This is a genomic window from Marinihelvus fidelis (assembly GCF_008725655.1).
GTDB lineage: Bacteria > Pseudomonadota > Gammaproteobacteria > Xanthomonadales > SZUA-36 > Marinihelvus > Marinihelvus fidelis.
Genome location: NZ_VYXP01000005.1, coordinates 37,519 through 57,396, shown reverse-complemented (window position 1 = coordinate 57,396; position 19,878 = coordinate 37,519). Strand labels below are relative to the sequence as shown.

The window sequence follows — 19,878 nt, the reverse complement described above, 5'->3', positions numbered from 1 at the left end:
GTGACGGATTCAGCGGCCGCCTAATCCCAGGCCAGGAACCCCGGGTCGATGGGTCGGAGCCCGGACTCGTCCAGCGCGATCCATTCCCTGAGCTCGGCGATGGTGCGCCCGTCCCCCGGGTAGGCCAGGTCGGGCGACAGGTCGGCAAGCGGTCGCAATACGTGCGCGAAACGAAGAATTTCGGGGCGCGGCAGGACCAGGTCCGGGTGGTTCATGATCGTGTCGTCATAGAGCAGGATGTCGACGTCGATCACGCGGTTGGAAAACTTCGGGCTGCCGCGGTCACGGCCCTGGTTGTCTTCAAGGTTGCGCAACCAGGTGCGCAGTTCCAGCGGCGTCATGGCCGTCTGCACGCCGGCCACCAGGTTAATGAAGTCCGCACCCTCGAAGCCGACCGCGCGGCTGCGGTAGAGCGGCGACAGTTCGATAACCGGGAACGCGGTTCGCAGCGCGTCGATGGCGTAGCGGACATTGCGCTCCGGGTCGACGTTGCTGCCAATGCCCAGCCAGGCGTGGTTCATGCCGTGCGCTCCCCGCGCTCGATGATCACGCCCACCGCGCTGGAGCCGCGAACGGCGCCGGGCTTGCTCAGCTTGAGTCGCAGCCAGCAGACCGGGAATTCCTCCAGCACGATACGGGCGCAATGCTCGGCCAGCGCTTCGACCAGCTGGAACTCGCTGCCCTCGACAAAGGCGATCAGGCGCTTGGCGACCGATTTGTAGTCCAGCGTGTCGGCAATATCATCCGAGCGCGCGGCGGCGCGGATATCGAAACCCATCTCCAGGTCCAGGCTGATGGTCTGGGTGATCTCGCGCTCCCAGTCGTAGACGCCGATGACCGTCTGGATACGCAGGTCCTCGATAAACACGCGGTCCATCACGCGGCCTCCCCGGGGGCGTCCAGCTGCTCCAGCGGCCAGCGCGCGCGGGCCTCGATCACGGGCCCGGTATGCTCACCGGCCAGCAGTCGCTGGCATCCCGCGAAGGCGATCATGGCGCCGTTGTCGGTGCAGAACGCCAGCCGCGGGTAGGACACCGCCCAGCCGTGTTTCTCGCCCTCGCGTTTGAGCGTGGCGCGCAGTTCCAGGTTGGCGCCGACGCCGCCGGCAATCACCAGCTGCCTGGCCCGGGTGGCGACCATCGCGCGCCGGCACTTGATCGCCATCGTGTCGACAACGGCGCGCTGGAACCCTGCCGCGATATCGGCCTGCGTGGCCGGGTCGTCGTCCTCGGCCAGGACCAGGTTCCGGGTATGGGTCTTCAGGCCGCTGAAGCTAAAGTCCAGCCCCGGCCGGTCCGTCATTGGCCGCGGAAAGCTGAAGCGGTTGGGGTCGCCCTTCTCGGCCAGGCGGGCCAGCGCGGGGCCGCCGGGGTAGCCCAGGTTCAGCAGCTTGGCGGTCTTGTCGAAGGCCTCGCCGGCGGCGTCATCCAGGGTTTCGCCCAGCAGCCGGTAGCGGCCGATACCCTTGACCTCGACCAGCATGGAATGGCCGCCGGACACCAGCAATGCCACGAAGGGGAAGGCGGGTGGCTCCGGCTCCAGCATGGGTGCCAGCAAGTGACCCTCCATGTGGTGGACGGCGATGGCCGGCTTATCCAGCGCCACGGCCAGTGCCCGCCCCGCCGATGCGCCCACGAGCAGCGCGCCGATCAACCCGGGCCCCGCGGTATAGGCGACACCGTCGATGTCGGAACGTTGCAACCCGGCCTGCGCCAGGCAATGTGAGGCCAGCGGCAGCAACTTGCGGACGTGATCACGCGAGGCGATCTCGGGGACCACGCCGCCGTACTCGGCATGCAGGTCGACCTGGCTGTGCAGCGCGTGCGCCAGCAGGCCCCGGTCGCTGTCATACAGCGCCACGCCGGTTTCATCGCAGGATGTTTCGATGCCCAGTACTCGCATGGAAGGAACGCGGCCGCGCCGCCCTGTCATTGATTCGCGGCCCATTGTAAATGAGCCCGGCGTGGGTGGGTTAACATGTGCCGCCCGCACCTTCTCGGAGACCACCATGCCAGGCACCTCGGGCATCGTCGCCTCGGGCCACCCGGACACATCGGATGCCGCACGGCAGGTGCTGGCGGACGGTGGCAACGCCTTCGACGCCGCCCTGGCCGCCCTGTGCGCGTCCACCGTGGCCGAGCCGTTGTTGTCCAGCCTGGGTGGCGGCGGTTTCCTGATGGCGCGGCCCGCCGGCGGTGAGCCGCAGGTCTTCGATTTCTTCGTCAACACACCCCTGCGGAAACGGCCCGAGGCGGAGCTGGACTTTCATCCCATCCTCGCGGACTTCGGTACCGCCGCGCAGGCGTTCCATATTGGCCTGGGAGCGATGGCGGTGCCGGGCGTCCCCGCCGGCATCGAGACGATCGCACGCGCGCTGGGGCGCTTGCCGCTGGCCGCGATCGTCGCGCCCGCGGCGCGGCTGGCCCGCGAGGGTGTCGTGGTCAACGAGCAGCAGCACCGCGTCAGCCGCATTTTGACGCCGATGCTGGAGAAGACGCCGGCGGCCATGGCCCTGCTCGCGGAACACGAAGACGCAACCCGGCCGGCGCCGGCGGGGGCAGTCGGCCGCAACCCTGCGCTGGCCGACACTTTGGAGGCCTTCGCCGCAGAAGGCGCGGCGTTGTTCTACCAGGGCGACATGGCGCGACAGCTGGCGGAGGATTGCGCCGCAATGGGTGGCCAACTGGCGGCGGAAGACCTTGCCGCCTACCGCGTGGAGCGCCGGCAGCCGATCGTCGTGGACGCGCTGGGCGCCCGGGCCTGGCTGAATCCGCCGCCGTCGCCCGGTGGCGCCTTGGTGGGCTGTTCGCTCAAGGCGCTGGAGAACACTGGACTGGCTGACTCGGCCTGGGGCAGCCGTGGCCACGCGCTGGCCCTGGCGCGCGCAATGGATTCGGCCAATCGTCGGCGGGCGAAAGAAACCGCGCTGTTCTCCCGCGGCACGACTCACCTGGGCGTGGCCGATGCAGAGGGCAATCTCGCCGCACTGACGGTGTCCAACGGCGAGGGCTGTGGCTACGTGTTGCCCGGCAGCGGTGTCCTGATGAATAACATGCTGGGCGAGGAAGACCTGAGCCCCGGTGGCTTCCACCGCTGGCCGACGGGTGTCCGGCTGGCCTCGATGATGTGCCCCACGATCGCCCGGCTTCCGGGTGGCACCGAGATCGCCCTGGGCTCGGGCGGCGCCAACCGCATCCGCGGGGCTGTGTTGCAGGTGCTGGTGAACACCACCGTGTTCGGCATGCCGCTGGCGCAGGCAATCGCCGCTCCGCGCATGCACCTGGAGGATCGCCTGCTGGGCCTGGAGGCCTGTCCGGGCGGTGGTCAAGCCTGGTCGGCGGACGCCATCAACGCGCTGGCCGCCGACTGGCCGGGGCTGGAAAGCTGGCCAGAGCCGAACCTGTTTTTCGGTGGGGTACATGCGGTCACGCGCGGACCGGTTGGACGCTTTGACGCCGTGGGCGACCCGCGCCGTGGCGGCGCGGTCAGCGCAAACGCGGATTAAACACACAGACCCTTTGCTTTCAGTGTCAGATGCGAGTTAAAATAACCGGCTACGCCCGATTTGGGCGGATAGTTGAATTGGAGTTGAAATGCCCAGCGTAAAAGTTCGCGAAAACGAGCCTTTCGAGTACGCCCTGCGTCGTTTCAAGCGGTCCTGCGAGAAGGCCGGAGTCCTGGCGGAAACCCGTCGCCGGGAGTTCTACGAAAAGCCGACCCAGGAACGCAAGCGCAAGGCTGCGGCCGCAGTGAAGCGCAATCTGCGCCGCCTGGCCCGCGAAGTCAATCGTCGCACCCGGCTGTACTGAACCTCATCGATCGCGCGGAGTCCCGCGCGTGACGGTCTCGTCGCGGAATCCCGCGGCGTTCGTGGTTGGCGGAGAGTTGTGCCATGTCACTGAAGACCCGGATATCTGAAGACGTCAAACAGGCCATGCGGGCCCGCGACAAGTCGCGCCTGTCCGTTTTGCGCCAGATCAGCGCCGCGATCAAGCAGATCGAGGTGGATGAGCGCATTGTTCTTGACGATGCCGGCGTCACCGCCGTGCTCGACAAGATGGCCAAGCAGCGGCGCGAGTCCCTGGAACAATACACTTCCGCGGGCCGTGACGACCTGGCCGCGCAGGAGCGCTTCGAGCTCGAGATCCTGGGTGAGTTCCTGCCTGAGCCACTGAGCGAGGAAGAACTCGCCGCCCTGATCGACGACGCGGTCACTTCCAGCGGCGCGTCCGGCATGCAGGACATGGGCCGGGTCATGGGTGAACTGAAGCCCCACGTGCAGGGTCGCGCCGACATGAAGGCGGTCTCGGCCGCGGTTCGCGCGCGCCTGAATGCCTGAGATGTCAGGACGGCTTCCCGACGCATTCATCGAAGAACTGCTCTCCCGGACAGATATCGTCGATGTCATCGAACGCCGCGTGTCGCTCAAGCGCGCCGGCAACGAATGGCACGCGCTGTGTCCGTTTCACGACGAAAAATCGCCCTCGTTCACCGTCAGCCCGACCAAGCAGTTCTATCACTGTTTTGGTTGCGGGGCTCATGGCTCGGCCATCGGCTTCATGATGCAGTTCGAGGGCCTGGAGTTCCGTGACGCGGTCGAGGACCTGGCCAAGGCGGCCGGCATGCAGGTGCCGCAGGCCGAAGGCGCACCGCGCCAGCGCCCGCGTACCGGGCTGTTCGAGATGATGGAGCGCGCCAGTGACTGGTTCCAGTCGCAGTTGAAGGCCCACCCGCCCGCGGTGGAGTACCTGAAGCAGCGCGGCCTGAACGGCGAGATCTGCGCCGAGTACGGCATCGGCTACGCCCCGGCCGGCTGGGACGGCCTGATGAAGGCCCTGGGTGGCGATGACACCCGCGACGGCCTGCTGCGGCGCGCAGGACTGCTGAGCGACGGCAACAAGGGCAGCTATGACAAGTTCCGCGACCGGGTCATTTTCCCGATCCACGACCGTCGTGGCCGGGTCATTGCCTTCGGTGGCCGCGCGATAAGCGACGACGGCCCGAAGTACCTGAACTCGCCGGAAACGGAACTGTTCCACAAGGGCCGCGAACTCTACGGCCTGTACCTGGCGCGCAAGCGCGGCCGCCTGGACTCGGTCCTGGTGGTCGAGGGCTACATGGATGTCGTGGCGCTGGCGCAGTTCGGCTTCGGCAATGCCGTGGCCACGCTGGGCACGGCGACCACGCCGGACCAGGCCGGGCTGCTACTGCGCGCGACCGATACCGTCGTCTACTGTTTCGACGGTGACGAGGCCGGGCGCAAGGCGGCCTGGAAGGCGCTTCGGGCCACGCTGCCCAGGCTGTCCGGCGGCAAGCAGGCGCGTTTCCTGTTCCTGCCGGACGGTGAGGACCCGGACAGCATGGTGCGCAAGCTGGGCCAGGAGAAGTTCGAGAAACTGCTGGGTTTCGCGCAGCCGCTGTCGGATTTCTTTTTCGACCACCTGACCGCGGAAGTGGACATGGAGAGCCTGGATGGGCGCGCGAAGCTGGTGCAGCTGGCGCGGCCCTACCTGGATACGCTGCCGGCCGGCGTGTTCAGGGACATGATGATGGAGCGACTGGAGTCACTGGCGCGCTATCACCTGCGCGATTCCGGTGCGGCGCGAAAAGCGCGACCGGATGCGCCTAAACCGCGTCCGGTCAAGGAGCAGGCGCGCACGCCGATGCGGTTGGCGCTGGCGCACCTGGTACAGAATCCGGCGCTTGGGCAGGCGGCCGGGGACCTGGCCGATTTGCTGGGATCTGACATGGCGGGAGCCGACCTGTTGCTTGAACTGGTTGACATCTGCCGCGAACGCCCCAATATGACGACTGCCCAGATGTTGGAATCACTACGCTCACATCCGTCCCATGATCACCTGGCCAAGTTGGCCATCTGGGACCTGCCCGGGGACGGAGAAACGTCGGCCCGCGAGTTTCTTGACGCGATCGACCGGTTGCGCCTGAAACGGGTGGAGGAAGCGTTGGCGGCGTTGCCGCGAATTATCGACCAGGACGATGGTCAAAAGGCAGATTACATGACCTTGCAGCGGCAGGCCGCCGCTCTCAAGGACCGGCTCCGGGGACGGGGCAAATGAAACGGGGAGGATGTCACGGATATCGTGTCGCCGTGGCGCTTCCCTTCGACTATATTTAGGCAGTTGACGGCTTGAAATCATGAATGAAAAGCAGACTTCGCAACTCAAAGAACTGATCACGCAGGGTAAGGAGCAGGGCTTCCTGACCTATGCACAGGTCAACGATCACCTGCCTGACGACATCGTCGATCCGGAGCAGATCGAAGACATCATCAACATGATCAACGACATGGGTATCCAGGTGCACGAGAAGGCACCGGATGCGGATTCGTTGATCCTGAATGACTCGGCCTCCAGCGATGCCGACGATGACACCGCCGCCGAGGAAGCCGCGGCCGCGCTGGCCGCCGTGGAGACCGAGATCGGCCGCACCACCGACCCGGTGCGCATGTACATGCGCGAGATGGGTACGGTCGAGCTGCTCACCCGCGAGGGCGAAATCGCCATCGCCAAGCGTATCGAGGAAGGCCTGAAGCAGGTCCACGCCTCGCTGGCGCGTTTCCCCGGCACCTACACCGTGCTGCTGGAGCAGTTCACCGATTACCAGGAAGGCAACCAGCGCCTGACCGAACTGTTCACCGATTTCATCGACCCGAACGCGGCCGACGAGCCCATCCCGCAGGCCAAGAAGCCCGGCGACAAGGATGACGACGACGATTCCGAAGAGGACAACACGCCGTCCGGCCCGGATATCGAGGAAGTGGTCGAGCGATTCACCAAGCTCGGCAAGCAGAACGACAAGTACCTGAAACTGGTCGACAAGCACGGCGCCGGTGACGACAAGGCACAGAAGGTGCTGGCCGAAATGGCCGACGAATTCATGCACTACAAGCTGCCGCCGAAGATGGTGGATCACCTGGTCGACCGCCTGCGATTTGCCGTGTCGCGCCAGCGCGACCTGGAGCGCATGATCGTGCAGATGGCCGTGGGCCAGGCGCGCATGCCCAAGCGCACCTTCATCGAAAGCTACAGTGGCAGCGAGGCCGACACCAAGTGGCTGACGCCGCTGCTGAAGGGCAAGCAGAAGTGGGCCACGGCGCTGAAAACGCATGAAAAGGAAATCAAGGCGATCCAGGCCAAGCTGGGCCAGATGGAGCTGGTGAACCGCATCACCATCGCCGAGCTGAAGGACATCAACCGCAAGATGTCCATCGGCGAGGCCAAGGCGCGCCGCGCCAAGAAGGAGATGGTCGAGGCCAACCTGCGCCTGGTGATCTCCATCGCCAAGAAATACACCAACCGCGGCCTGCAGTTCCTGGACCTGATCCAGGAGGGCAACATCGGCCTGATGAAGGCCGTCGACAAGTTCGAATACCGCCGCGGTTACAAGTTCTCGACCTACGCCACCTGGTGGATCCGGCAGGCCATTACGCGCTCGATCGCCGACCAGGCCCGCACCATCCGTATCCCGGTGCACATGATCGAGACCATCAACAAGCTGAACCGCATCTCGCGGCAGATGCTGCAGGAGATGGGCCGCGAGCCGACACCGGAAGAGCTGTCCGAGCGCATGGAAATGCCCGAAGACAAGGTCCGCAAGGTGCTGAAGATCGCCAAGGAGCCGATCTCCATGGAAACGCCCATCGGTGACGACGAAGATTCGCACCTGGGTGATTTCATCGAGGACGCGAACATTGCCTCGCCGATCGAGAGCGCCACGGGGTCCGGCCTGACCGGCACCGTGCAGGACGTGCTGTCCGGCCTGACGCCGCGCGAAGCCAAGGTGCTGCGCATGCGTTTCGGCATCGACATGAACACGGATCACACGCTGGAAGAGGTCGGCAAGCAGTTCGACGTCACCCGCGAGCGCATCCGCCAGATCGAGGCCAAGGCCCTGCGCAAGCTGCGTCACCCGACCCGCTCGGAGCAGCTGCGGAGCTTCCTCGACCTGGATTGAGGAGCGATGGGGTCAGAGTAAAGGGTCAGGGTAAATTTTACCCTGACCCTTTACTCTGACCCCACAGTTCCGCAGACTGGTTTGCCCGCTACGGCTGACCGAGGACGAATGGCCATGGAAAAGCCCGAACCGAAACTGGTGGTCAACCCCACCCTGGGCCCGGAAGAATTGCTGGAAGAACTGGCCGCGCGCCTGCAGCAGCTCTACGGCAGCCTGGACACCCTGGCGGTGCGCACCGAGAACGACGGCCTGGAACTGATCTACGATTCCCTGTGGGCCATGCTCGAAGACGTCTACCAGATCCAGTCCCTTCGCGACGCCCTGGAAGACCGACTGGGCGGCGCCGGCACGGCCATGTTTCCGGGCGACGGTCGGGATATGCGGCACTGATAACCCCGCTTGTAACCAAATGTTTGAAAATAGCCCGGTCATCCGGGCTTTTTTTGTGGGCAATTGCCTACTGGTTTTGTCGAAGTTTGCCCAATGACTGAGCAGCGTCAGGCCCAATATTATTATTGGCAGAAGTAGTTGTTTCATCTATAACCGGATATATTTCCGGATATATCGTATCAATGCAGGTAGAAACATGAGCCCGGCGCAGAAAAAAGCGGTAGAGCGCCATCGAAAAAAGTTGGCCAGCGAAGGTGTGCTTAGGCTCGAGGTCTCCGTTCCGAAAGATGACCGCGATCGCGTCCGGGAACTGGCCAAGGCTTTGCGCGAAGGCGGCCCCCGCGCCGAGCGTCTTCGATCGGCCATCCAGAACATCCTGGACTTTGATGGTCCGTACTCGTTTATCGAGTTTCTCCAGAGCGCTCCATTCGAGGACCTCGATCTGGAAGTCGAACGCCAGAAGGATCCGCCCCGGGATATCGGGTTTTGAATCTGCTGATTGATACCAACGTTCTTTCGGAGATTCGAAAGGGAAGCCGGGCAAACCCGCGGTTGCTTTCATGGTTGAAAACCATTGATGAGCGATCGATGTTCACCAGCGTTCTGACAATGGGGGAGATTCTCAAAGGTGTCGAATTGCTCAAGCACCGTGACCGGCGCCAATACAACGTACTAAGTCTTTGGCATCAGTCCCTGGTCAGGGTTTTTGAAGATCGCCTGGTACCCGTAACGCTGGAAGTGTCATCGCTGTGGGCGAGACTTCAATCCATTCGCACGCTACCTGTTATTGATGGCTATCTCGCCGCGACGGCTCTCACCCACGGGATGAGCCTGGTGACCAGGAACACCCGTGACTTCAAAGGAACCGGCGTGCCGCTCGTGAACCCCTTCAAACACAGCGCCAGCTGAGGCGTAATGCGTCACACCGCGATTCGCCTCGGTTACAATAGCCCTCGATCTATACCCCACCGGGCCCTTAGCTCAGTTGGTTAGAGCAGGCGACTCATAATCGCTTGGTCGCAGGTTCAAGTCCTGCAGGGCCCACCACTTCCAGCGTTACCCCACCCGCACCAGTATCCAGCGCGTCAGCAGCCCCACGATGATGGCCGCGGCAAAGCTCATCAGCGTTCCGATCAGGATGTATTCCGCCAGGCGGCGCTGGTCGGGTTCCTTCACCTCGCCAATTCTGAAGATGGACTTGGCGGCGGCCAGGAAGCCGATGCCCGTGGGCTCGCCGATGATGATGAACAGGAAGATCAGGCTGCGCTCGCCGATGCCGATCCAGTAACCGCCATTGGTCAGTCCACCCTCGGCCAGGCTGCGCGATTCGGCCAGGGCGTCGGTGCGTTGCTCGAGGTACTTGAGAAAGCGGCCGAGCAGGTGGCCGGCCAGCAGGGTGGCGGCGAGGCCGCCGGCCAGGATGACCAGCAGTTCAAGCGCGGTGGTGACGATGGTCTCAGTCATGGGCCAGATTCTGCAGCATCAGGCGTGCCGCGTCTTCTGCTTCGATGACTCGGTCGAAGCGAGCGGCGCGCAGGGCGCGGCTTACAGTCGAGGGCGCCACGTCCAGTTCGGCGGCCACATCGCTCTGGCGGCGGCCACGCGCGGCGGCGACATAGGTCGACTGGCGCTCGGTCCAATCGGCACGGATGGCGCCTGCCAGGTTCATCAGGGCGGTCAGCGGGACGGCGACTTCGTCGTCGATGCCGCGTGCTTCGAGCCAGGTGTCGCGGTGCTTGGCCGCGGCCAGTGCGGTGCGGGCCTGGTGGAAGCATGGGCCATCCATCATCGCGATGTCATCGACGATATCGGTCGCCAGCCCGCCGTAACCCAGTCCCCAGGAGAACCAGCCCGGTGTCGCGGCTTCGGACAGCGCGAGCAGCACGTCGAGGGTGTAGACCGGGTCGGTGGACAGGCCCTGGATCTCGTCGCCGGCGGTCAGGCGCAGCGCGGTGGTGGCCCGCCGGTCAGATTGGTTGAGCCTGTCTACGGCTGCTGTCAGCTGGCGTTGAACAGCGGCGCGTTGGTCCAGTTCTCGCGAGGCATCGAGGTCGCCGATGATGGCGAAGTAGCCCATGATGGCAGTTCCTGCGGCTCTAGTTGCATTAATTATAGCAAATGGTTCTAAATTGCATAATATTTAGCAATTACACCCTTATTGCATAAAATAATGCAACTCAACCGGCAGGGAATGCCTGGCTGGGTCAGGCGTTGCCGCCCTGGACTTCCTTCTTCTTCTGCGCCTGGATGTGTTCCAGGTTGCGGCGGTAGGTGGCCACGACCTTGTCGACACCCGTGTCATTCAGGGCGCCGGCATTGCCCGCAACGGAGAAGGTCGCGTAGATGCCGCTGGCGGACATCAGTGCGGCGCTGACGAGCTGGGGGTCCAGGCCCTCGTTCTTCATCTCGTTGGCCAGGGTAATGAATCGTTCGGTGCAGCGTTGGTGGTTTTCGCGGTCGCTCACGGCACTTCCGTCTGTGGATCAATGGGCTGCAGATTTTACCCGATTAGCGCGCGGGGGCGCATTCCAGGCCGTCCATCCGCGTTAACTGCTGCAGCGACAATGTGCCCGGCGCGAACCCTGGCTCAGTGCTGGTCCAGCTCGCCGTGCCGCCGTCACAGCCGAGTTCCAGCGTCAGCGTGCCCCAGGGCAGGTACTCCACCGTGGCCGGGTCGAAGTCGTCACCGAACACGCCGCCACGGCTGGTGAGCATCTCGGCGAACTCGAAGCGCCCGTCGACAATCCCGCCCAGGCCGAAGATCCAGCGCCGCTTGCCTTCCGGGTCGAAGCTGAACCAGTAGACGACCACCTGGTCGCCGCCCAGTACCTGCACCGTGAACCCCTCGCCGTCATGGGCCGGGTCGTACCAGGCGCCGCTGTATTGCGACTCCTGGCGAACCGGCGCCGCCAATGGCGGGCCGCAGTCGAGCCCCTGCAGGTGGGTGACCCGCTGGATGGCCTGCCGGCCCTGGCGGTTGCCGATATGCCAGTCCACGTGGCCGTTGTCGCAGCCGGAAAACAGGAACCCGACCTGGCCGACCGTCTCGCGGGTGACCTGTGCAGGGTCGAAGTCTTCACCAAAGACGCCACCACTGGTTTGCGTCAGTGCGTCGAACACCAGGCGGTTGCCGCGCTGCTGCCCGGCGCCGATATACCAGTCCTGGTTGCCGGATTCGTCGTAGGTGAACCAGTACAGCACGGCCTGGCCACCGCTGAGCATCTCGATGATGAAGCCTTCGCCGTCATGTTCCGGGTCATACCAGGCAGACGCGATGCCCGGCTCGAGTGTGAACGGCTCCGCCGCGCCCCCGGCCTGCACGCGCATGGTCAGGCTGTCATCCCAGCCGCCGATATCCGACTCGTTGTCGAAGGTGTCCTCGTACCGCACCCAGTGCCCGTCGAACCAGTCGACCACCGTGGCGGGGTCGCCGTCCAGGCCCTGGTAGGTCATGTCCCAGGCGCGGACACGCAGCGTGGCGTCGACGGGTGAGTCCAGCAGCGCGGTGTTTTCGACGGAGTCAGTGATCGTAAAGGGTATGGCGTAGGCGTCGGTGCGGTAGCGCAGGTATCCCTCCGTCGCGCCCGGCGGCGTGACGATCCACGCGGCATCGCCCCAGTCGATACCCAGCGGCGTATCCCCGGCCAGCAGTTCGATATCGACGTCCTGGTAGGCACTGCTGATGTGGCCCTGCAGCGCGGTCGCCATGCCGTTGTCATCCAGCCAGCGCATCGGCTTGTTGAACCCCAGCCAGAGCTGGTATTCACGCCCCGGCACCAGAATCTCCAGCTGCTCCCGGAACAGGTCGCGTGAATGCGGGCTGGTGACGGTCCATTGCGCCTCGAACACCGTGGCGCCCGTGGCGCCGTCCAGCACCCGGGCGACCTGGATGGCCGGTGGGCCCGACTGCCGGTAGTACGCCGCGACAAAAGTCTGTGCCAGTTCTTCACGCACCCGGCGGACTTCGGACTCGGGCAGGATGAAGCCGTCATGCACGTTGACGCCGGTGCCGCCATAGTCGCCGCCGCCGCCGGGCAGGGGCTGGTGATAGGGCTGGCCCCCCGTGGGCTCGGTCTCCAGGGTCCAGGCCGGAATCCGGTAGGTCGACATGAAGTACTCATCGGTCGCGCCAATACCGCGGTTAACCGGTACGTTGGCCGAGAATGCGTAGTGATAGCGCTTGCCGGCCGCGAAGGCCTGGTGGTGGTTGGAGAACATGCGCAACAGGCTCTGCGTCTGCGTGGCCAGCCGCGAACCGTCACCCAGCCGGCTCCAGAAGTGGACCTGTGAGTAGGAGTGCACGTCGGTGTACATCCGCAGGCGGTTTTCCGGGCCGAGCCCGGGCGCGGCGTGCAATGCCTGGGTTTCCGGCTCCGAGGCCGGGCCACTGCCGTGATAGACCAGTGAATCCGGGTCGTAGGACGAGCGCTGGCTGTTGCCGGCCCAGTAGGGCGGGTTGTTGCGGTTCAGGTCGACGCCACCCAGGTGGTCCGCGTCGGTCAGCAGGTCTTGGTCGGCATCGAGCAGGTTCTTGCGGCGCATCCGGCCGTCACGCGGTGAGCTGTCGGGGAAATCAGGGTCGCTGTCCAGGTAGTTCTGCGTCGGGTAGCGCTGGGTCTGCTGGAAACCGTCGACGTTCAGGACCGGGATCACGACCGCGTTCACGCTGTCGCGCAGGTAATCATGAATGTGGCCGTCGGCGGGCGCGGTCGCCAGTTGCTCCAGGATGCCGGTGACCACCTCCGGCGTGGACCATTCCCGCGCGTGGATACCGCCGTTGGTCAGTGTCGCCGGTTCCGGCAGGCCCCAGGGTGTTTCCAGGTCGCCGTCACCCAGCCGGTAGGCCCAGATGCTGCGGCCCTTGTGGGTCGTGCCGATGACGTGTGGGTGCACCCAGGGAGTGTCGTCAGCCAGGGCCTGGTGGCGGACGTGCAGCCCCGCGTAACTGCGGAATCCGTCAAAGGGCAGCGGCGTTTCGACCGGGATCGGCGGTGGGTAGCCGAGTGCGATCCTTGCCGGGTCATTGCCCGGGTTGGTTTCCACCCATTCTGCCAGCGTGCCGTTGTGGTTCGATTGTGTGCCGGGGCTCGGGGTCACTTTGGTGACCTGCTCGTGTTGGGCGGCGAGTGCCAGTTTAGCGGTCGCGCCCAGCAGTGGATCGTCGAGCAAGGATTCCAGGCGCGTGACCGCCTTGGCCGAGGACCGTGCGCCGGGTCCCAGTTGCGCGATGGACAGCGCGGCCAGGCGGGCGTGGTCATCGTCCGGCCTGTCTGGCCCCTCCTGTCCCTCGGGCCCGTCCAGCACGTCGAGCAACAGCGCCGCCTGTTGCGCCGCGGGCCAGCGTTGCGCCGCGGTGTAAAGCAACTGGCTGGTCGCCGGCCCGTCCAGGGCACGGAGCGCCCGCGCCAGTCCGTGGGCATCACCCCGCTGCAGGGCCACGTATCCCGCGAGTTCGGCCAGCGCCGGCTGCCGGTCCATTTCGCGCGCCAGCGATTTCGCCAGCACCGACACGGTCGGCGGGTTGGCCAGCGGCAGTGCGTCGATATAGCCGCGACGGGCTGCGGGGTCGCCCTGGTCCAGCCAGGCGGTGATCAGTTCGCCGGGCGCGTTGTTAGCCAGCCATTCACCGGCGTCCGCGGCGGCCTGCAGGCGTCGCTGCTCATGGCGGATGCCAGCGACAACCGCACGGATATTGAACAGCGGTACATTCGTGCGGGGATGGTCCTGGTGTCCGACCCAGGTCTGCGGCTCAAAAGCGGCCAGCCAGTCGAGCACGCGGGCATCCGGCGTGCCCATGGCGTTCATGCGCAAGCTGTTGGCGTAGCGCCACAGGGCGTAATCCCTGGCGGGTCCGGGCCAGTCGGCGCGTTGCGATAACGCCCCCAGCGCGTTGAGGGTTTCGGCGACGTCATCGACGGGGCTCAGTTCGGACAGCGAGCGCAAACCACTGTCGATGTCGACCGACTGTGCTGCCTGGCGCGCGGACTGCCGGTCCCAGGTCGGCGTGTCTGCCGCCTCAACCGGGCCGCAGGCGGACAGCAACAGCCACACCGCGCCCAGGCGCGCGATGCCGGTGGTGACGGGCCTGCGTGTCCGCAATCTCATACCCCGAGCCTACGCAATTGCCCGGCCCGGTTCATGTGCTATGTTTCCGGTTCCCGCCAGGACGAGTGAAATCAGGGATGAACAACCCAGGACCCGCAGCCGACACCATCGAATACCCCGGCGGCGTCATCGCCATCGACAGCGGCTTCGTGCGCCCCTTCATGGCGGCCTGTTACCTGCTCGAAGGCGAGAACGAGGTCGCCGTGATCGAGACGGGCACCCGGGCCTCGGTCGACCGGATCATGGCCACGCTGGCGGCGCGCGGTTGGGCGCCGGAGCAGGTGCGCCACGTCATCATCACCCATGTTCATCTCGATCACGCCGGCGGTGTCGGCACGCTGATGCAGCAGTTGCCGGCGGCGACCCTGCTGGTTCACCCGCGCGGTGCCCGGCACATGATTGATCCGTCCCGGCTCGAAGCCGGGGTACGCGCGGTGTATGGCGATGCGGTTTTCGAGCGCGATTATGGCGTGCTGGTACCGGTCGCGGCCGAGCGCGTGCGGGAAATGGACGATGGCAGCCGGGCCACGGTGGGGGGGCGCGAACTGCTGTTCCGCGACAGCCCCGGCCATGCCCGGCACCATTTCTGTGTCTGGGACGAGGCCACCCGCGGCTGGTTTACCGGCGATACCTTCGGGCTGTCCTACCGCGAGCTGGATACGGCGGCCGGGCCCTTCATTTTTCCGACCACGACACCAGTACAGTTCGACCCTGACGCCATGCACGCGTCACTGGAGATGTTGCTGGCCGCGCGGCCGCGCTGGATGTACCTGACGCATTTCGGCCGGGTGGGCGAGCCGCGGGCACTCGCCGCGACGCTGCACGAATGGATCGACACCTTTGTCGACCTGGCCGAGGGTCACAGTGCGTCCGAATACCGGGCCGATGCGCTCCGGCAGGGGATGCTGGCGCTGCTGTGGGATGCCGCGCTCGCGCATGGCTATTCCGGGTCGGATGATCAGTTCCGGGACGTGGTCTGGAATGACATCGTGCTCAACGTTCAGGGCCTGGAAGTCTGGTTGGACAGCCCGCCCAGGCCCTGAGCCGGTCACAAAAGTCGGCCCCGGCAGGTAGAGGGAACCTGCCGGGGCCTTTCAATGCCGCGCCGGGATCGTCGGTCAGACGATGATCAGGGAGAAATCGAGACCCCGGCCCGGCATTGAATCCAAATCGTGTTCGCCCTAGCTTTCCGCGATCAGCACCGACTGCCCGGGCTGCAGGCGCTCACCGCCGCGAACGATGACCCGGTCGCCATGGTCCAGGCCACCCAGCACCTCGACATGGGCGTCCAGGCCGATACCGGTGCTCACATCGACGCGCTCCACGGTGTTGTCCTCCTTCACCCGCATGACGAAGATGTCGTTGCCGCGCAGCACCAGGGCATCGCGGTGAATGGCGACCAGTTCGCGGGGTTCGCTGTTGGGCAGCGCCACGCGTACCGGGCTGCCGACGATCAGTGCCGTGTTGTTGACGGCCACGCGCACCTCGAACATGCGCGAACGCTGGTCGCCGACGGGAATGACATGACTGATCGGGCTCAACGATTCAGCGCCCTGGTGCTGGATGCTCAGCTCCATGCCTTCGCGCACCCAGCCGGCCACGGACAGCGGCGCCTGGGCGCGAATCTCACGGTTCTCGGTGTCCACCAGGCGGGCGACCTGCGCGCCGCGGTTGACGAACTCGCCCACCTGCACCAGTCGCTCGGCGACCACGCCTGAGAAGGGCGCCGGCACCTCCGACTGGCGGATGCGCCGCTCGATCTGGGCGATATTGACCTCGGCGCGCTTGATGGCCTGGTGTGTCATGTCGAGCTGTGAACTCGCCTCCTCGACCTGGTTGGTCGATGCGTTCGAGCTTGCCGCCAGGCGCTGCAGGCGTGACAGGTTGCCCTCCTGGAATGTCAGCTGCGCCTTCAGGCTCCCCAATTGGGCGCGGCTGTCGGCCAGGTCGAGCTCCAGGTCGCCGGCGTCGATACGGGCGATGGCGTCACCGGCGGTAATGCGGGTACCTTCACGGGCCACCCAGGTGATACGGCCGTCCGTTTCCGCGGCAATGCGCGCGTCGTTCAGGCTGACGACCGACCCGGACACCCACAGGGTTGCCGCGAAGGTGTCGCGCCTGGCCTCGTCGATCCGCACCGCTGCCGCCGGTGCTTCGCTGGGCTGGGCCACCGCCGTGACGGGTACGGTGGCGATGGACACGGTGGCCAAGAACAGGGCCATTGGGGTTGCGCGTTTCATGGTTGGTCTCCTCCTGGGCGGTCTCACGCCACGCTTTCCAGCGCGGGCGCGGTGGCCGCTGATGTGGCTTCATCGCTTGCTGGCTTTGCCTTGCCCAGTCGCAGCAGGGCCGGCAGCAGCAGCAGGGTGAAAAACAGGCTGAACACCATGCCGCCGACGATCGCCGCGGCCAGGCCTCGGTAGATCACGCTGCCCTGGCCGGGCAGCAACAACAGCGGCAGCATGCCGAAGATGCTGGTAAAGGTGCTCATGAAGATGGGCCGCAGGCGCATTTTCAGCGCCTCGGCCACGGCCTCGTCGCGGGCCATGCCTTCGCGTTCGGCGGCACGTGTGCGGTCAACCAGCAGGATGGCGTTGTTCACGACCAGGCCCAGCAGGATGATGAAGCCGATCATGGTCAGCAGGTCCATGGGCTGGAACGTGACCAGGTTCAGTGCCCGCAGCGCGACGATGCCGCCGACGCCGGCCAGCGGAATGGTCAGCACCACCAGGGCGCTGTCCTTCAGCGAACGGAACAGGCCGGCCATCAGCAGGAACAGGATGCCCAGCGCCATCAGGAAGTTCCGGCCCATGGTGCCGATGGCCTGGCTCAGGCTGTCGGCGCTGCCGCCGTACTGGATCGATCCGTCGGCGGGCAGTGCCGCGCGCATCCCGGGTTCGGCCTGGGCGCGGATGGTGGCAATGGCGGTTTCCAGCGACACATCTTCGGGCGGGCTCAGGTTGACGCTGATGGTGCGCCGGCCGTTTACGCGCCGGACCTGGCCGGGGCCGGTGGCGCGCGCCACCTGCACCAACTCGCCCAGTGGCACGACCTCGCCGCTGGGCGTGGTGACCGGTGTGGTCGCAAGCTGTTCCGGGGTTTCCCAGCCGCCGGCGCGCATGATGATGTCCTTGCGCGATTCGCCGTCAAAATGCTCGCCCAGCCACAGGCCGTTGCCGAGCATGCGCACCAGGCTGGCGACCTGCTGGCGGTCCATGCCGACCTCGTTGATACGGTCGTCGTTGGGCAGGATGCGCAACTCCGGCGAGGCCGTTTCGATTTCCGGCCGCGCCTGCACGTTGGCGCCCGGGAAGGTGTTGCGCAACTCGGTCTGCGCCTGGCCGGCTGCGGCATAGAGCCCGGCCTCGTCGGCCGACTGCAGGTGCACTGCAATGTCCCGCCCGCCGCCGAAGCCGCCAAACAGGTTGCCCTGCTGGGCGAAGCCGCGGAAATCGGGAATGCCGGTCAGCACCTCTTCGCGAACGATGGTCTCGAGTTCCCTGACCCGGTCCTGGTCCAGCACGCGCGCGCCGATGGTGCCGCCGCCGGGCCAGGTCAGGATGTAGTAGTTCTTCAGTGCCGGCTGCTTTTCACCGTCCATGTAGGGCTGCAGCCGCTCGACCAGGGTGTTCACCACTTCACGCTCGTTGGTTTCCACGTTCGATCCCGGGGGGAACTGCAGGAATGCGTCGACGGCGTCGCGCTTGACCGGCGGCAGGTAATCAAGTTGCGGGAACAGCGCCCAGGACACCAGCAGCGGCGCGCCGATCAGTGACGCAATCAGCACGACCCGGCGGGTGGGCGTGGCGCTGGTCTTCATCAGCCAGCCGGCCAGCCGGCCCCAGCGGCCGCCGTCGTTGTCGCGACTCAGGCGACGGGCTTTCAGCCAGTTGCCCGCGACCGTGGGCAGCACGGTGACGGCGACGACCAGGGAAATCACCACGGCGATGGCAATGGTCAGCGCCAGGTCAGCGAACAGCTGGCCCTCGACGTCTTCGAGGAACAGCACGGGCAGGAAAATGGCCACGGTGGTGGCCGTTGACGCGAGCAGGGCGCCCTTGACCTGCTGCGTGCCCAGCAGCGCGGCGGCGCCCGGCATTTCACCCCGCTCACGCAGGCGGACGATGTTCTCCGACACGACGATGGCGGCATCGAGCACCATGCCCACGGCGAACGCCAGGCCGGCCAGCGAAATGACATTCAGGCTTCGGCCGGTGAGCTTGAGCACGATAAACGTGGCCAGCAGGCTGATGGGGATGGCCGAGGCGATGAGCAGGGTTGCGCGGCGGTCGCGCAGGAACCACCACAGCACGCCGACGGCCAGCAGCACGCCCAGCAGCAGGTTGTTGCGGACCATGCCGACCGCGCGGTTGATGAACACGGAGGCATCGAACGACTGCTGGATATCCAGCCCCTTCGCCGCCAGCGGCCCGTCACGCAGCTCCGCGACCGCGGCCTTCACCTCGGTCAGCGTGGCCAGCACGTTGGCGCCGTTGGCGCGGTCGACGCGCAGGCCCATGGCCGGGTTGCCGTTCTGGATGGCGATGAACTGTTTCTTTCCACGGTCGATGCGCACATCGGCGATATCGCCCAGGCGGATGGGTCGGCCGTCACGCCATTCGAGCACCCGGTTCTTCAGCTGCTCGGGGTCGTAGCGGCCCTCGAAGCGCAGCGTGTACTGGCGCCGTCCGACGTCGACGAAGCCGCCGGACACATCGTTGGAACGGCCGGCCTGCGCGGCCACGGTGCCCAGTGGAATGCCAAACTCGGCGGCGCGATAGGGGTCGATGGTGATCTGCAGTTCTTCCGGCGCGCCGGCATTCAGTTCCACGCCGGCCACACCGGGGATGGACTCAAGCCGCGGCCGCACGGTGTCCTCGACATAGGCGGCATAGCGCTCGACCGGCCCTTCGGTTCCCGGCTTCAGTTGCACGAAGAACCAGCTCAGCGCCTGGTTGGCGTCACCGCCACCCATGTTGACGACGGGCGGATCGGCATCGGCCGGCAAGGGCGGCAGGCGGTTCAGGCGGCCGATGACATCCATCAGCGTGGCCTGCATGTCGGTGCCCAGGGCGAACTCCATGCCGATCCACGCGCCGCCGTTGAAGGCGTTGGATTCCATGATCTCGAGTCCGGGAAGGCCCTGCAGGACATCCTCCATCGGCTCGAGAATTTCCGATTCCACTTCCTTCGGCGAGGCCGCGCGCCAGTTGGCGTTAACGTTGATGCGCGGTGATTCGATCTCCGGGAATAACTGCAGCGGAAGCTGTGACAGGCAGAACAGGCCGAACAGGGCGACGATGGCCACGGCCACCGCCACGGCGGCGGGGTTGCGTACGGCTTTCTCTGTGATTCCCATCTCGCGCTTGTCTCCCGGTTCTGTGTTCTTTGACGCGGGAGGAGCCGAAA

At 65.7% G+C, this 19,878-nt stretch carries 18 protein-coding genes and 1 tRNA gene; 10 read left to right on the top strand and 9 right to left on the bottom strand.

The genetic code is table 11. From position 1 onward, the window contains the following. Nucleotides 1-20 precede the first annotated feature (20 nt). From folK to tsaD, 3 genes are read right to left on the bottom strand one after another with little or no spacing between them, the layout of a single operon-like run. Nucleotides 21-521 carry a 2-amino-4-hydroxy-6-hydroxymethyldihydropteridine diphosphokinase gene (gene folK, locus F3N42_RS08235; RefSeq protein WP_150863955.1) on the bottom strand — a complete coding sequence of 167 codons (501 nt, stop codon included), beginning with the start codon at nucleotides 519-521 and terminating at the stop codon, nucleotides 21-23. Then, nucleotides 518-877, bottom strand: coding sequence for a dihydroneopterin aldolase (gene folB / locus F3N42_RS08230; RefSeq protein WP_150863954.1), 360 nt, complete (start codon nucleotides 875-877; stop codon nucleotides 518-520). The genes folK and folB overlap by 4 nt, the downstream gene beginning before the upstream one ends. Next, nucleotides 877-1,902, bottom strand: coding sequence for a tRNA (adenosine(37)-N6)-threonylcarbamoyltransferase complex transferase subunit TsaD (tsaD, locus tag F3N42_RS08225; protein WP_150863953.1), 1,026 nt, complete (start codon nucleotides 1,900-1,902; stop codon nucleotides 877-879). The genes folB and tsaD overlap by 1 nt, the downstream gene beginning before the upstream one ends. Nucleotides 1,903-2,008: 106 nt before the next feature. Between tsaD and F3N42_RS08220 the strand changes: the two genes are divergently transcribed. The 9 genes from F3N42_RS08220 to F3N42_RS08180 all read left to right on the top strand — a co-directional run bounded on the left by F3N42_RS08220 (nucleotide 2,009) and on the right by F3N42_RS08180 (nucleotide 9,411). Further along, entirely contained in the window at nucleotides 2,009-3,505 is a 1,497-nt protein-coding gene (locus tag F3N42_RS08220) for a gamma-glutamyltransferase family protein (protein WP_150863952.1), read from the top strand. Between the two features lie 88 nt (nucleotides 3,506-3,593). After that, entirely contained in the window at nucleotides 3,594-3,809 is a 216-nt protein-coding gene (rpsU, locus tag F3N42_RS08215; RefSeq protein ID WP_150863951.1) for a 30S ribosomal protein S21, read from the top strand. Nucleotides 3,810-3,892: 83 nt separating this feature from the next. Continuing rightward, the gene (locus tag F3N42_RS08210; RefSeq protein ID WP_150863950.1) at nucleotides 3,893-4,339 is read left to right on the top strand and encodes a GatB/YqeY domain-containing protein; all 447 of its coding nucleotides are present in this window, start codon (nucleotides 3,893-3,895) and stop codon (nucleotides 4,337-4,339) included. A gap of 1 nt (nucleotide 4,340) precedes the next feature. Continuing rightward, nucleotides 4,341-6,077 (top strand): DNA primase, encoded by a 1,737-nt coding sequence (dnaG, locus tag F3N42_RS08205; protein ID WP_191621306.1) that lies wholly within the window; start codon nucleotides 4,341-4,343, stop codon nucleotides 6,075-6,077. Nucleotides 6,078-6,156: 79 nt separating this feature from the next. Next, a complete protein-coding gene (gene rpoD, locus F3N42_RS08200; RefSeq protein ID WP_150863948.1) occupies nucleotides 6,157-7,974 on the top strand; it encodes an RNA polymerase sigma factor RpoD in 1,818 nt (605 codons plus the stop codon). 114 nt (nucleotides 7,975-8,088) lie between these two features. After that, complete coding sequence (locus F3N42_RS08195; protein WP_150863947.1) at nucleotides 8,089-8,364, top strand: hypothetical protein; 276 nt, start codon at nucleotides 8,089-8,091, stop codon at nucleotides 8,362-8,364. A gap of 196 nt (nucleotides 8,365-8,560) precedes the next feature. Continuing rightward, nucleotides 8,561-8,854, top strand: coding sequence for a hypothetical protein (locus tag F3N42_RS08190; protein ID WP_150863946.1), 294 nt, complete (start codon nucleotides 8,561-8,563; stop codon nucleotides 8,852-8,854). Continuing rightward, entirely contained in the window at nucleotides 8,851-9,273 is a 423-nt protein-coding gene (locus F3N42_RS08185; RefSeq protein WP_191621305.1) for a type II toxin-antitoxin system VapC family toxin, read from the top strand. The genes F3N42_RS08190 and F3N42_RS08185 overlap by 4 nt, the downstream gene beginning before the upstream one ends. Nucleotides 9,274-9,334: 61 nt before the next feature. Further along, nucleotides 9,335-9,411 (top strand) — tRNA-Ile (locus tag F3N42_RS08180). A 9-nt stretch (nucleotides 9,412-9,420) separates the two neighbouring features. Here F3N42_RS08180 and F3N42_RS08175 read toward each other — a convergent pair. The 4 genes from F3N42_RS08175 to F3N42_RS08160 all read right to left on the bottom strand — a co-directional run bounded on the left by F3N42_RS08175 (nucleotide 9,421) and on the right by F3N42_RS08160 (nucleotide 14,469). Next, nucleotides 9,421-9,828, bottom strand: a complete 408-nt coding sequence (locus F3N42_RS08175) for a hypothetical protein (protein WP_150863944.1) — start codon at nucleotides 9,826-9,828, stop codon at nucleotides 9,421-9,423. Beyond that, nucleotides 9,821-10,441, bottom strand: coding sequence for a SatD family protein (locus tag F3N42_RS08170; RefSeq protein ID WP_150863943.1), 621 nt, complete (start codon nucleotides 10,439-10,441; stop codon nucleotides 9,821-9,823). The genes F3N42_RS08175 and F3N42_RS08170 overlap by 8 nt, the downstream gene beginning before the upstream one ends. 127 nt (nucleotides 10,442-10,568) lie before the next feature. Continuing rightward, nucleotides 10,569-10,829, bottom strand: coding sequence for a DUF3144 domain-containing protein (locus tag F3N42_RS08165; RefSeq protein WP_224784817.1), 261 nt, complete (start codon nucleotides 10,827-10,829; stop codon nucleotides 10,569-10,571). 43 nt (nucleotides 10,830-10,872) lie between these two features. After that, on the bottom strand, nucleotides 10,873-14,469 hold the full coding sequence (locus tag F3N42_RS08160; protein ID WP_150863942.1) for a M14 family zinc carboxypeptidase: 3,597 nt from the start codon (nucleotides 14,467-14,469) through the stop codon (nucleotides 10,873-10,875). A gap of 77 nt (nucleotides 14,470-14,546) precedes the next feature. On the opposite strand from F3N42_RS08160, the gene F3N42_RS08155 reads away from it, so the two are divergent. Then, nucleotides 14,547-15,512: an MBL fold metallo-hydrolase gene (locus F3N42_RS08155; protein ID WP_150863941.1), complete on the top strand. Its 966-nt coding sequence runs from the start codon at nucleotides 14,547-14,549 to the stop codon at nucleotides 15,510-15,512. Nucleotides 15,513-15,650: 138 nt separating this feature from the next. Here F3N42_RS08155 and F3N42_RS08150 read toward each other — a convergent pair whose 3' ends face one another. Continuing rightward, on the bottom strand, nucleotides 15,651-16,709 hold the full coding sequence (locus F3N42_RS08150; protein ID WP_150863940.1) for an efflux RND transporter periplasmic adaptor subunit: 1,059 nt from the start codon (nucleotides 16,707-16,709) through the stop codon (nucleotides 15,651-15,653). 23 nt (nucleotides 16,710-16,732) lie between these two features. Continuing rightward, nucleotides 16,733-19,828 (bottom strand): efflux RND transporter permease subunit, encoded by a 3,096-nt coding sequence (locus tag F3N42_RS08145; protein WP_150863939.1) that lies wholly within the window; start codon nucleotides 19,826-19,828, stop codon nucleotides 16,733-16,735. Between the last annotated feature and the right edge of the window lie 50 nt (nucleotides 19,829-19,878).